Origin of the sequence: Burkholderia territorii (genome assembly GCF_902833055.1) — a bacterium.
GTDB classification, from domain to species: Bacteria; Pseudomonadota; Gammaproteobacteria; order Burkholderiales; family Burkholderiaceae; genus Burkholderia; species Burkholderia territorii.
Map to the genome: position 1 here is coordinate 59,752 of NZ_CADFEJ010000027.1, position 13,796 is coordinate 73,547.

9 protein-coding genes and 2 pseudogenes are annotated in these 13,796 nt (G+C 56.3%); 4 read left to right on the plus strand and 7 right to left on the minus strand.

Annotated elements, in window-relative coordinates; genetic code table 11:
• Positions 1-209 precede the first annotated feature (209 nt).
• A complete protein-coding gene (locus tag HW466_RS28440) occupies positions 210-515 on the plus strand; it encodes an H-NS histone family protein (RefSeq protein ID WP_060346083.1) in 306 nt (101 codons plus the stop codon).
• A 266-nt stretch (positions 516-781) separates the two neighbouring features.
• On the opposite strand, the pseudogene HW466_RS28445 reads toward HW466_RS28440, so the two are convergent.
• Positions 782-1,506: pseudogene (locus HW466_RS28445) on the minus strand (transposase); the annotation flags it as partial.
• Between the two features lie 29 nt (positions 1,507-1,535).
• Entirely contained in the window at positions 1,536-1,841 is a 306-nt protein-coding gene (locus HW466_RS28450; RefSeq protein ID WP_151003260.1) for a hypothetical protein, read from the minus strand.
• A 398-nt stretch (positions 1,842-2,239) separates the two neighbouring features.
• Here HW466_RS28450 and HW466_RS28455 point away from each other — a divergent pair, with 398 nt between their 5' ends.
• A complete protein-coding gene (locus HW466_RS28455; protein ID WP_244138242.1) occupies positions 2,240-4,963 on the plus strand; it encodes a winged helix-turn-helix domain-containing protein in 2,724 nt (907 codons plus the stop codon).
• A gap of 76 nt (positions 4,964-5,039) precedes the next feature.
• Here the strand turns inward: HW466_RS28455 and HW466_RS28460 are convergent, their stop codons facing one another.
• From HW466_RS28460 to HW466_RS28480, 5 genes are all read right to left on the minus strand, one after another.
• On the minus strand, positions 5,040-5,753 hold the full coding sequence (locus HW466_RS28460) for a TerC family protein (protein ID WP_170296615.1): 714 nt from the start codon (positions 5,751-5,753) through the stop codon (positions 5,040-5,042).
• 20 nt (positions 5,754-5,773) lie between these two features.
• Positions 5,774-7,483, minus strand: a complete 1,710-nt coding sequence (locus HW466_RS28465) for a carboxylesterase/lipase family protein (RefSeq protein WP_170296614.1) — start codon at positions 7,481-7,483, stop codon at positions 5,774-5,776.
• 191 nt (positions 7,484-7,674) lie between these two features.
• Entirely contained in the window at positions 7,675-9,057 is a 1,383-nt protein-coding gene (locus tag HW466_RS28470) for a sensor histidine kinase (protein ID WP_060348960.1), read from the minus strand.
• The gene (locus HW466_RS28475) at positions 9,054-9,728 is read right to left on the minus strand and encodes a response regulator transcription factor (protein WP_060348961.1); all 675 of its coding nucleotides are present in this window, start codon (positions 9,726-9,728) and stop codon (positions 9,054-9,056) included. The genes HW466_RS28470 and HW466_RS28475 overlap by 4 nt, the downstream gene beginning before the upstream one ends.
• Before the next feature lie 237 nt (positions 9,729-9,965).
• Entirely contained in the window at positions 9,966-10,370 is a 405-nt protein-coding gene (locus tag HW466_RS28480) for an EF-hand domain-containing protein (RefSeq protein WP_151003256.1), read from the minus strand.
• A gap of 876 nt (positions 10,371-11,246) precedes the next feature.
• Here HW466_RS28480 and HW466_RS28485 point away from each other — a divergent pair.
• Together HW466_RS28485 and HW466_RS31720 are read left to right on the plus strand one after the other, a co-directional pair.
• Positions 11,247-11,570 carry a hypothetical protein gene (locus HW466_RS28485; protein WP_170296613.1) on the plus strand — a complete coding sequence of 108 codons (324 nt, stop codon included), beginning with the start codon at positions 11,247-11,249 and terminating at the stop codon, positions 11,568-11,570.
• A 1,654-nt stretch (positions 11,571-13,224) separates the two neighbouring features.
• A pseudogene (locus HW466_RS31720) lies at positions 13,225-13,796 on the plus strand (hypothetical protein); the annotation flags it as partial.

Here is a 13,796-nt window from a genome sequence, read left to right on the forward strand (position 1 = left end):
TTTGCAGTTTCATCCCGAGTGACGGTAGACACGTGCTGTGTTGGTAACGTTATCGCAATGTATTTTTCATAAAATTTAATGCATGGGACTTTGTGCCATGCATGCTTCGAGTTTTTCGGCTCTGATATTTAGTTATTCTGATTTTATATTGGGGCCGTGTCGATGCGGATATGGAAATGCACAAACCAAATTACCTTGGAGCTTATTTTATGAAGGCCTATCGGGACTACAAAAAATACGTTGAATCCATTGAGGAGGCACTCGAACAGGAGCGGCTGAAAATAGCTGATAGTGTTCTTCGGCAGGTACGTGAATGTGTGGCGGAATTCAATTTTAAGCCGGAAGACGTGTTCTCGATGCGGAAGAAGCGATACCCCAAGTACTACGACCCCGAAACGGGTCGGACGTGGAGCGGGGTTGGGCGCGAACCTTTATGGATACGCGGCAAGGACAGGAGATTATTCGAACTGAAGCAACTGGTCAATCCGGTCGCTAATGGCTCCCGCGGTCAGTAAAATATTTCATCTGCCATTTGTGTGAATTTGGTTTGAGCCTTGACAGGCCCTGCGTCTTCCTTCTATCGCTGTGCTGCAATAAATCGGTTAAATTTAGGATGCACAAGTTGAGATGGCATGTTTTGAAGTCTCATGGGGTTAATTTTGCGTCGTGAGTAGTTGATGTTGTTCAATATTGAATCAAGGCGTGGTGCTTGACGTTCCGCATCGGGATTCGCACGTAATTAATTGATGCAATAATTCTTAAAATTCGTAACTCACGCCGGACTTTGTCCGACCTCGATGGCTAGACATTCCCGTGTGTAGTTGTCGACAACGGTCAGAGTCCGAAGACGTCGTCCATCGAACAGTGCATCTGCAACGAAATCCATGATTTCGTTGATCGGGGTCACAATGTGCTTGGGCTGTCGCAGCAGAGCCGATTTGTTACGTCGTGGCCGCTTGTGCCGTAGTGACAGGCCCTCCGCACGATACAGCCTGTAGACGTGCTTGCAATTGTCTCGCCAGCCTTCCCGTCGCAGGACCTCGTGAACGCGTCGATACCCCTAGTGCACCCGCGTGACGGTTATTTCCTTGACACGCATGAGCAACGCCGACGAATCGCGCGCCACAGACCGATACCGATACAGCGAACGAGACATGCCAAACAACGCGCAAGTCTTCGTCAGGCTGGTTCGATAGCGATTACGCAATTCATCAATCAACATGCGCCGACGGGAAGGCTTCAGAGCTTTTTTGCGAGTACGTCCTGCAGCATGGCCTTGTCCAAGCTCATGTGCGCCACAAGCCGCTTCAACTTCGTGTTTTGCTCTTCAAGCTGGCGCAAGCGGCACAACTCGCAAGGCCCCAGCCCTGCGAATTTCTTCTTCCAGCTCTAGAACGTCGCCTCGCTGATCCCAAGCTTGCGGCAGATCTCTTCGACCTTCGTCCCCAGCTCGGCCTGCTTCAACGCATAGGCGATCTGTTCTTCGGTGAACTTGCTCTTCTTCACGGCATGACCTCCTGGACTCGATGACAAAGTCATGCCGGAATTTTCCGCTTCCAAAGGGGACAGTTTTGTGGGCTAGGGTCGGTTCCCAAACCCGAATAGGCGAGCACCAGCTGATCGTCGAAGGTCTCTTGTTTGGTTTCCGCTTGTTGACAGCGGCACAGTTTCGAAACAACAACGCTGGCGGCAGGGAAGGCGGTGCCGGGATGCATGGGGGACGATGGGCGTCGGTTCCCCAGTATGGCTTTCCAGGCCGTGAACGACACAAGGACGAGGTCGACCAAAGAGACGAACTTCGCAAGGCCGTCCCAGACTGTTCCGCGGCTTGTCAATTCCATTCAATACATCGAGAGAGCCCGGGACGGGAAGTTTGCGGAGACCGCCACGTTGTAGGCGAGTGCAACGAGGAACGCCAAATTCCGCCCCTTGAAACAGGAAGCCCAGCACGATTGCGACGACGCTGATCGCGAGTATTGCCACTCGCGAGACATTCATGTTTTCGGCTTCGGTCGCGTGCTTTTGTAAGCGTAAGCTCGGGAGCAAGGCGGAACAGCCCCTGAACCGGGGAGGGGCTGGGGTGCGTCGGAGGGGGTAATGAAAAGTGCGGTCAAATGCGCTTGGATGGAGCGAAATCCTCAGCCGCCGGCGATGTGGTGGTAGCATGACATAGCTAGATTTTCAAGAAATCAGGACAAGCGTGGGATTACCGAAAGACACTTCGGATCGCACATGGGACGTGTCGCTGATCCAGACTAAGATGGTGCCACCCCGCTTGCCGGCGGGCATCGTGCGCCGGAACGAGCTGTTGGAGCGCCTCGGATCGAAAGGCGACCGCTGCTTGGCTGTCGTGATCGCACCCGCAGGTTTTGGCAAGACGACTCTGCTTGCCGAATGGAGCAGCGTGTTGCGGGCGAGGAAGCACTTGGTTGCCTGGTTGAGTCTCGATGACGAGGATGACGACCCGCAGCAGTTCGGTGCCTATCTGGTGGCCGCGCTGTCCCGCGCATCGGGCGAGTTGGTGCAGCAAGCGCAGCAGCTTTTACGTGACGATCTGCTTACGCCCGTGCGCACCATCGTCTCTGTGCTGCTCAACGAGATCGCCACTTGCGACCGTCAGGTTTTTCTTGTACTTGATGACTTCGACCGCCTGACGTCCAAGGCCATTCGTGCGTTGGTCTCGCGCTTGTTACGGTACGCGCCGGACAATCTTCACGTGTTGCTCGGCGGGCGTAGCGAGCCGGCCCTTGCGTTGGGGCAATTCCGTGCTGATTCAAGACTTTTGCGGATCGGTGCTGCAGATCTCCGTTTTTCGAATGACGATGCACACGAATTCTTTCGACAGGTGCGCGGGGTACCGCTGGACCGTTCCAGCGTCGCACTGCTGAACGAGGCAACCGAGGGATGGGTTGCCGGTTTGCAGCTCGCGTCGATTGCACTGCACGAAGCGGGAGACGCCAGCGAGGTGGCACGAGGTCTTTCTGGAGCGCGTTTAGGCATCGACAGCTACCTTGACGATACGGTGCTCGCCAATCTGCCGACACCCATGCTGAGGTTTCTGCTGCGTACGTCGATTCTCGACCGGCTGAGCGCTGATGTATGCGACGCCCTGATGGACGACGGGACGCGCAGTTGGGAAAAGCTCGACTGGCTCGAGCGGCATAACATTTTCATCCAGCCGCTCGACGCCGAACGGCAATGGTTCCGATACCACGCGTTGCTTTCGGACGCGTTGCGTCAGCGTCTCGCCAGACAATGCATGGGCGAGTTGAAGACCTTGCATCATCGCGCGAGTCGATGGTTTGCGAGCCAGAGCCTGTGGCCCGAGGCCGTGAAGCACGCACTCTCGGCCGGTGACACATCGGAAGCGGGACAATGGGTAGAAAACTGTGCAATGGCAATGGTCGATCGCAGCGATGTGCGTACGTTACTCGGCTGGATTGCGAAGCTCCCGCCAGATCTCGTCCATGGGCGATTGCGCTTGCGCCTCGCGGAGGCATGGGCGCTGGCACTGTCACTACAGACCAACGAGGCAGCCAAGGAGGTTGAATCCATAGCCGCGGAAGTCTCCCGATCCGGTAGCGACAAAGTACCTTTCGATGAAGCTCTGCCCGTTGAAATCAATGCAGTGAGCGCGATCATCGCAGGCTTCGACGACGATGGTCAGCATGCGCTCGCGCTCGGACGTGCGGCGATCGCATCGGCATCCGTGTTGCCTGCGATGCCCAGGGTCAACAACTTTGCGGAAACGGCGCAAATTTTTGGATTGCTATACGAAGGTGACTTTGATCAGGTGCGAAATGTCCGCGGACTCGCTACGACTCATTTCGGCTCAACGCAGACTCCGGTGTATGCGGACGTCTACCGTGAATGCATGTTTGGACTCGCGGCACTTGTAGAGGGTGACTTTCGCGAAGCGATGCGAATTCTCGAAGCTGCGCTCGGCTACGCCGAAAGTGTGCTCGACCGAAACTCGGCGGCTGCGGCGCTACCTGCCGGGTATCTGGCGTCAATTTGTTACGAACGCGACGATCTCGCGCGTATGCGAGAAATCGTGGCCGGTCGCGCCGCGATCGCAATGGAGACGTGCCCTCTTGGCGCGTTGCTGCGTTATACGCGTTCGGTAGCCAGACTCCATGCACGTGATGGCGACATTGGATCCGCGCTCGCCATGATCGAGGATGCACGTCAGGTGGCTGCCAAGCGGCGGTGGTTGCGCCTCCGGGTAGGGTGTGACTCCGAGGCCGTGCGGTTGTATTTAAGAGAAGGTCGGATCGCCGAGGCTCGTCGTACTGCCGAAGCGTTGCGCGTCGCCCTGCCTGAGCGGCGCAAGCCCGGAAGCGGCACCTTTCTGGAGACATGGGCGGACTATTGCATGATGCGTGCACGGGTTCTGATCGCAGACGGTCACGCGGGCCAAGCTGTGGTGCTGCTCGAGGAATTGCGCGACGAGGTAGGCGCAGCCGGTAGATGGTACCTCAACGCTCAGGTTTCGATACTGCTTGCGCTGGCGCTTGAGCAGCACGGAGAGCCAGACCGCGCACTGGTGTCGCTTGAACGAGCACTAGGTATTGCGCAGTCCACCGGCATGATCAACAGTTTCGTCGATGAAGGGGAGGCGCTTCGTATCGTGATGGACCGCTGGCGGCGCACCGCTTCTAATGCGGCATCATTCGACGTGGCGTTCGTCGAACGTCTGATTGCTGCGTTCGACGACCGGACTAGCCACATTGGTGCGACTGTACCAGAGGTGTCGAACGCTCCGTCCGATCGGCTCAGCGCCCGTGAGATTGAAATACTCGATCATATTGCACGCGGGCTATCGAACAAGGAGGTCGGTAGAGCACTGCGTGTGGCGCCGGAAACAGTGAAGTGGCATTTGAAGAACATCTTCGAAAAGCTCAACGTGAGTTCCAGAATCGAGGCCGTGCAGAGCGGACTAGGGCTGAAAAGATCGCGATAGCCGGTTAGCTTGCCACTTCCAGGCCCCACTTCTTGGTGAGCTCATCCGCTGCGAACTTTCTCGGAACTCCCGTTCTTCATCCGCGAAGGGCTGCAGGGCAACGTTGCTGTATGCCTGCCCGCGGGCTGGATCGACCGACTCCGACCGAGGCCAGAATGGCCTCCGTGGCGTGCTCACGCATCGGTCGCATGGCTTGGTACTTGGGCCGACTGCGGCACGCAAACCGGTTGAACGTTTCGATCACGATCGGGAATTCGATCGCAGCGCGCAGATGGCGTATGGCAATATGCAATCTCAACCCTTCCGCAACAAGGCTTCGACCGATCACCAAAAGAACGCTCAGGCACGACCCCATCACGGTGGGACGTGCGGTGACAAAGCGGGTAAGTGGCTTCGACGCGAGCAACATCATGCCCATGGAGATGATCACGGCGGCGAGCAAGAACACTGCGTTGAGGACGAGGATCTGCATCGCGACGAGCCAGAATCCTGTGAAAGTCTTCTTGTCGGTGGCCGCCGACCGAGGCATACCTTCGAGCCGCTCGTATAGCTCGGCGGTGGCTTGGGATAGCAGGAACACACCTGCGCAACCATGACATGACGGACAGCAGCCCGAGGCGCATTGGCACGCGAACGAGAGATCGACGATGCGTCTCTTGTCACGCTGCGCGGGCAGCAACTTGGTCGCGAGAATCGCGATGAAGATCAAATTGTCGATGCCCAATGCGATTTCGAGAACAATCGGCGCAATTGGACTTGTCCAGATTGTCGGGCCCGTCAGCCATGCCACGATGTTATAGCTGCAGATGTCTACTGCGTGCTGGTGTGCAGTAGCGTTGGCGATGCATCCAACACCATTTTGCGCGGATAATTCTCCCATGTAGCACGAAGCGCTGGCGTGTTTGGATTTCCGGTCTTCGCGAAGGCCGCAAGGCTTGCGATCATCGCGTTCGACAATGCTTCACGCCCAGCTTGATTTGCATTGCTGTATGCGAACGCGAACAGGTTCTTGCCGAAGTTGGCAAAGATAAAGGGCAGATCCAGTGAATGTGTTGCACCGTACACCGTTTTGAACGGTGCCGGCTCTTGATTCCAGTCGAAGCGGTAGTACCAAACCTTATCGGGTTGCTGCGAGGCTAGCGAATCGAGTGACGATGTCGCCCCGGCAAGGAATGTGGCCTTCGTGACACGCGTGGCCATGGCATTCCATCCGAATGGCAGCGCCGCCGTCGGCAGGTACGGCGCACTGATCAAGTCCGCCTCGTGTAGTGTGCCCGGCGCATTCGGATCGAAGTTGAACTGCATACTGAAACGATCATAGTCATTGGGCCTGAATCCAGAAATGCCGGTACGCGAGAGCGTGCCGAACAGACTTGCGAACGACGTGCCCTCGTTGTTCGTATTACCGGCGAGCACGGGCACCTTCTGGTATCGCCCCGCCTTTAGAGCTGCGATCGCATTTACTGGAACGACGGTGCCGTCCGCGATTGGTGCGGGCGCGTTGCCGAGTTGCGGGTTCGCAATCGTCACCGCGAGCAGTTTTTCGGCCGGGATGCTGCGCAGGTACGCGGCTACCTGCGCGCTTGACTGCGATGCGAGCCAGGCCCGTGCGGACGTGCCATCGCTCGCCTTGCCGTCGGCTATGACGATCGCCGTCAACAATGCCTGCGCGTAGTTTTGCGCCTTCTCCCGAGAAGCGTTCATGACGCCGCCGCTCAACGGTACCGCCTTCTGGAACAATCCGGGAGACAACGGTGAAACGAGGAGGGCCCATACATTGACCGCACCGGCGGATTGTCCCATCACCGTAACGTTACCGGGATCGCCGCCGAACGCCACGATGTTGTTTTTCACAAACTTCAGTGCCTGCTGCTGATCGAGCAACGCGAAATTGCCGGAATCCACGAGTGTGTTGCCGGTCTTGAGTTGTGGTAAATCCAGCCAGCCTAGGACACCCAGGCGGTAGTTGATCGTCACGACCACTGCGTTGGCCTTCTTCGCGAGTGCCTGCCCGTCGTAGATCGGATCAGCTGAATATCCTGAAATGTTGCTGCCACCGTGAATGAAAAAGATCACCGGGAGCGGGCCTTGCGCGGTCGCGGGACGCCATATATTGAGTGTCAGGCAGTCTTCGTTACCTACTGGTTTGCCGAAGCCGTCTCGCACCGCGAGGCCATAGGGCGCGTCGTTCTGCGCGGGGCCGTAGTAGCCCCCACCTTGCGCGCAGGCGTGCCCGAACCGTTGCGCGGCGCGCACGCCGGCCCACGGGGCGGGATCGACGGGGGGCATCCAGCGCAGCGCGCCGACCGGCGGCTTTGCATAGGGAATACCGAGCCAAGCGTAGACACCGGTGGTGGCGCTGCGATCGAGCCCGTTGATTGTGCCGAAACTCGTGACGCGCTGGGTTGGCGCTGGGTTTGCGGCCTGCTGGGGGAGCGCAGGATCGCTCGTGCACCCGCCCAACCACAGTGCCAAAGTTAGCGCTACGAGTCCAACTGCAGTGTGAGGAGTCGAGATCATGGACTGTTTCCTTTGCTGGAGTGAATTCAGCTTGTTTCGATGCATCACGGCTGGAAAGCGTTAAGGAGGCGTGATACTGAGCGGCATGATCGGTTCAGTATCCTGATGGTTTTGGAAGCAGTCCGATTTCCGATTGCGTCTTGTTTCATGATATCGATGCTTGAGTTATTCGAGCGCATCGCTGGGCCGGCTCAGCCAACCTGATTCGTTCCGGTATTCGTGCGCGGCAGGCTAATGCGTATTCCGGCACCCTGTGTCGGTGGTTCGAAATAGATTGCGCTGCCGTGATGAATCTGGGCAATTTCCCGAACGATGCTCAACCCGAGACCGGCGCCCGGAACATTCCTGTTCGCATAACGCGAAAAGGACTCAAAGATCTGATCGCGGCGGGCAGGTGGTATCCCGGGACCGGTGTCGACAAATTCCATGTGAACGTGCGTCGCGTCGGCTCGGACGGTAACGGTCAACGTGACCGCATCGCCACCATGCCGGGTAGCGTTCTGGACGAGATTGACGATGATGCGTCTGAGCGAGGTCGGGTCTCCAAACACGTCAAGCTGTTCGACATCGTCGACAAGCTCGACGTCGTGTCCGGCAGTTAGAACGACGGGCGCGAGTTCTGCCAGCGTGTCGCGAACCAGCTCAACCAGATTGATATGTTCCATGCGTGGAGTAGCGTTCTTGAGCGTCTGGAGGTCGAGCAAATTGTCAGACAGCTCACCGAGGCGGATGACATCCTGCTCGAGTTTTCGTTTCAGCGGTCCGTCCTCCATGGCGTCCAGGCGCGCGCGAATAATCGCGACCGGTGTGCGCAGTTCGTGAGCGGCGTTGGCGATAAAGCGATCGTGTTGTGCCCGCCCCGCATCGAGACGCTCAAGTGCCGCGTTGAACGCGCGGACCAGCGGCGCGATTTCGCGCGGCAATCTGTCCACTGGTAAGCGCAGGCCGGGACTATCGATGTTCACGAAGCGTGCGAGCCGGGCGACGTCGTTGAGTCGGCTGAGTGCGGTCGCGACGACGAGTGGAATGACTATGATGTTGACGAGCAGAAGCGGAAGAAAGAACGGTACCTCAAGGTAGTGAATGACCATGATGGCGACCGCTTTCCACGCCGGTAGAAGTGGGCCGCCTCCGTAGGCGATTTGGGTCTCGCCGAGATGAGTCCGGATCGATTTGATCTTGCAGGAAAGATTGAACTGATCGTTGAGATCCGTCGCGCTGCCGCTGAACAGGCGAGGCAGCGCGGCCACCACCGATTCGCAAGCCGGCGAGATGCGGCCGAAGCGGATCTCGTCGCCGTTTCGGTCGCGGACGACGAACCAGAGTGTAGGCGCTTCGCGTTTGAGCGCTTCGAACTGCGGCGATTGTTGTAATACGAGATCGCCGCCGGAAGTGCGCGTAACCGCTTTAAGGATGGTGTCGTCGATACGATCGTCCATCACGTAGCCCGAAAATTCCCCTTGCAGAAAGTAGAACAGGGACCAGACTCCGGATGCGGTGGCGATCGTGATCAGGGTTCCGATCAGCGTGATGGAAATTCTTTGCGTAATCGACAGATTTCGGAAATGGTTCATTCAGTCGTGGAAAGCAAATAGCCGATGCCGCGGATCGGCCGAATCTCGATACCGGCGCCGCGCTTTGCGAGCTTGCTGCGCAACCGGGAAAGATGTGCGTCCAGCGCGTTAGATTGGATATCTTCGTCGAGACCGTAGACGTGTGCGAAAAGCTTTTCGCGTCGCACGGTTCTTCCTGCATTCTCGGCCAGCACTTGCAAGGCAAGCAATTCGCGGCGCGGCAAGTCGAATGGTTTGCCATGAATGGTGGCGACGAGCGACACGACATCGATCTCAAGCGCGCTGACTGCGATAATCTGCTTTTGCAGACCCGGGGACCGGCGGGCGAGTGCACGAATGCGTGCCACGAGTTCGTCCATGGAGAAAGGCTTGGCGAGATAGTCGTCTGCCCCGGCTTCCAGCCCTTCGACACGCGCGGTGATTGCTCCGGCCGCTGTTAGCACGATAACCGGGATGCCGGGTGCGGCCATTCGCAGGTCAGAAATGACGGACAGGCCGTCGCCGTCAGGCAAGCCCCGATCGAGGAGCGCTACCTTGTACTGGCATTCGCGGATCGCGAAACGGGCCTCGCCCAGGCTCGAAACACAATCGGCGGCAATGTTGCGTTTGTTGAGTGCGGTGCTGATCGCCGATGCGAGTTCGAGTTCATCTTCGATCAACAGGATGCGCATAGGTTTGTCGATATGTTGAGTCCGGATGGCGATCGCGATACGAATTCGAGATGATTTGGTACCAATTCCGTCATTGCGTGTTGCGTTTTCAGTAGGGTCGGAGCAAACGGTCGCAGGACCGGGCTTCAGCGGCCCAGTCTGCGCCGCGTACGCTCAATATCGCTTCAACTAGATACCTCTGTCTCCCCCCTCATCGGGGGGAGAAGCGGGGGGCAAGTTTGGTGATCGCGGTGCTCACTAGTCCGCTAAGCCGTCCATCTTCCTCAACATCGCGCCGCGAATATCGTCTTTGGTCAGATAGCCATGGTGATGGGTGTCGATCTGGTCGAAGAATCTGGCCAACGGCGGGTTGGCAGCCTGTAGCTCTGCACGGCTAAGCTTGCCGTCATGATTCGTGTCGGTTGCGTCAAAGGCTACGTCGAATGCCTCTTGCTGCTTCTCCAGATACTGGGTCATGAACGCGTTCCATTCGTCGCGACTGATTACGCCGTCGTGGTTGGAATCGATCGTCCTGAAGCTTTTGTCGATATAGGCTTGACCCGTTGCCATCTGTTCGTCCTTGCCGCTCGATGCGGCGGCATGAGCGACGGATACGCACAACATACCGACGATAACGGTGATAACGAGAAAGACAAATTTCAACTCATGCTCCTTGATGGTAAGCCGACACTTCCGGTCGGCCGTATGGAAGGGTTGCGCAAGTACAGCCAGCGACGTATGTCATGCCATTGGTCGACGCCAATGCGTTGTCCGTGGATCTGCTGGCCGCCGCGCTGGCTGTAGTGGGGCGCACGTTGCCACGCTACCAATGAAGGCATTCGCGACTGCGCTGCCGATTGAAGCCCGCAGTTACGCACTTGGCAGCAGCGCGTCCGCAGTTTCACAGGTGCCCCCCATTTAAAGACATTGCGCAAATCACAATCAGCATTGAAGGCGGCAGGTAATCACTGCGCCGGGCTGCTGCGATTGCTGATTCGTTTAGGATGACTTCCTTCAGTTTCACTCAGGACTCGACGGGGATCGTGCGCACATTCGCACCAAATCAATTCGAAAAATCCTGTCAACGAACTCGCAGTAACGCGCCGGTCATGCGTTGAATTGTTCAAATGGGGTGCGGTTAATTTCGCTGAGTTTTAAATTGAAGCAAATAAATTAAAAAGATTGTTAATCGATATGTGCAATGCATACTCGATGTCACTGCGTCATCAAGATATTTCGCTATAGTTTACAGTGCCAACATTGTGCGAGCATTGCGAAATTGAGATGGCCGAATTCAGTACGTGGCCCGGCTGCATCTCGTTGTCTGCATGCTATCAGGTTGATATGCGCTCGTGACCTGCCGGGAGGTCACGAATACATCACAGCATCAGGAATTGATCGATCTCAATCGAGTTGATAGCAGTTCGCACTGCTTGCGCTCTATACCAGAGCCGCGCCGAGCGACGGGCAATTTTCGCGCAATGCTTCCGACGTAAAATTCTTTTATTGAAACATCGTTAGTTTGATTAGATCCCGGTGATGACGAGTGCACGTGGGAAACCCGGTGGTGAGGTGGTGTCAACTGTAATGTTTTGGTTGGTTTGTATTGAAATAATCGCAATCCAGATTTGCGTGCTTTGTGACGAATTTGTGGCGTTTGATTGTTGTTTAAGTGCAAGCTCGGCCGAGATCGGAGTATTTATTTCTTCAATAATATCTGCTTGTGCATTTGTCGCAGGAATTTTAGATGGCTGGATTAGGTTCTTCAAGGATGACGAGCCAGCTGAGGAAATTCTGTCTGCTTCGTTGATGATTCATTTGGCGGTAGCCACTTTTGGTGTTTTATTCCTTTCCTTGCCATGACGAAAGGTGAAGCGTCTTGGCACCCGTGACGATGTGGTGCGTGGATCTGGGGCGCGCTCGATTAGCATGTTTGGTCTGACGTTTAGTCCGCAGCAAAGGGGCTAATAGATGATGAATTAGCGGCGGCTTGCGCGAAGTCGGTATGGTCAACTCCTGGCGGCTTAGCACGCGGCATCCCGTGCAAGCGGCCACGTACGTCCCTGCGGTCTGCTATTCCGGAGTCGAACCGCGAGCGTGCCGCTTGAGGCTGTCCTCATCTCGGTGAGCGGATGCGTCAGCAACGTCTCGTTTTGAGATCAACGGGGGAGCCGGTCAGCGCTACGTGATTCAAAACAGGCAAGCGGAACGGACCTTCCGCTCACCGTCGATGATCGGCTCACCCATCTCTTCGGTCTCAGTTATTTCTATGCCTATGCCTAAGAGCTTGCCGCGAAAGTTATCGGGTCATGGGTGCTTTTTGATGCGGACTCTAAGGTCTGTCACCAATTTTATGCACTGGGCGGGCCGAAGAGCGGTAACAAAAAACTTTACAGAATTTGGAGACCGATTTCAGGTTTTCTTTGGTGTTGTCGAAATTGGGTAGACCTAAATCCATGGTGAATCGAACGTGAGCGCGAATTTGCATTTGTCAAATTAGATGTCGCGAGGGTCGAGAATTCTGCAATGTTTGGGCAATGTCTGTTTAGTACTATCCAAACAGAGAGCCTGTGTTGTCGCCATATGGTCTCGGGAATGTCGCCATTTACAGCGAAGTTTCGTGCCTGGCATGACGGTGCGTGCGTTGACATGCTGATGATTCATCGAATCCAATTTTCGCTTGCATCGGTTGATATCTGCTGTTCGCTTGGGTGGTAGGGCGATCGATATACATTCGATGCGGGGCAAAACAATCAACAATTTTCGTCGCCAATTGAAGGCTGAGCAGAGATAGAAGTCAAATATTGAATCGATCTGGGGCTTGCGTGAAGTTGATTTTATCTGCTTCGCGCGGTTGCGCAGACAGCAATGCAGACGCGAGGTCTCGTGTGGCTGCGACTTATCTCGGCGAGCGGGCTGCATCAACACAGTCTCGATTCCGGAACAAATTTGGGATTTTTGGGTGATCCAAAAAAGCTCGGCAGCTTACTCACTTCCTTTTTTCCAAAGTGGGTGTCGATGGTAATGGCGTGACGTCTGCATTAAATCGGGATATTTAATGCGCTTGGTGGAGTTATTTTGCCTTGATGGAATGCGCCAATTTTATGTTCGATGGTTAATGATTATTTATATTTGGATGTTTAAGTAGATGAATGGCACAAATTTGTTTTCCGGATCGAGGTATGTCGCGTGCATTTTAATATTCCCTTTGGTGACAAATGCCGCCGTGGCACAGACAGTCGTTCCCGTTGAAGTTGTTGGGACGCCAGGGACAACTGCATCCGCGACTATTGAGCAGCAGCTGCAACAAGATCCCAATAGGTGGGACGCTGTTTGGTCGTTGCTGGGAAAGGCGTTAACGCCAATTGGGGGGCCTGTTGTAGATACAGTTGTAAACACCGTAAAAACAGGCACCTGCGCGGTCCTCGGTCTAGCTTGTGGAGTGCCTACTTCGTCAATAAAGTTGGTATTTGGGGCCGGTGCGGCAGCATCGGGTGGTGCTGCAACAGCAATCGGCGTGAATTCTAACGCTTCCAGTGACAACTCCACGGCCCTAGGCAATGGCTCGACGGCATCGGGTGACAACTCGACGGCAGCAGGTCAAGGCGCGAATGCCACGGGCATCAACTCGACGACCACGGGTCAAGGCTCGACGGCATCGGGTGCGAGCTCGACCGCGAATGGCCAAGGTTCGACAGCATCGGGTGACAACTCGACGGCAGCAGGCCAAGGCGCGAATGCCACGGGCATCAACTCGACGACCACGGGTCAAGGCTCGACGGCATCGGGTGCGAGCTCGACCGCGAATGGCCAAGGTTCGATAGCATCGGGTGACAACTCGACGGCGGCAGGTCAAGGCGCGAATGCCACGGGCATCAACTCGACGACCACGGGTCAAGGCTCGACGGCATCGGGCTCGAGCTCGACCGCAAACGGCCAAGGTTCGACGGCATCGGGTGACAAGTCGACGGCAGCAGGCCAAGGCGCGAATGCCACGGGCATCAACTCGACGACCACGGGTCAAGGCTCGACGGCATCGGGTGCGAGCTCGACGGCGAATGGCCAGGGCGCGACGGCATCGGGTGACAA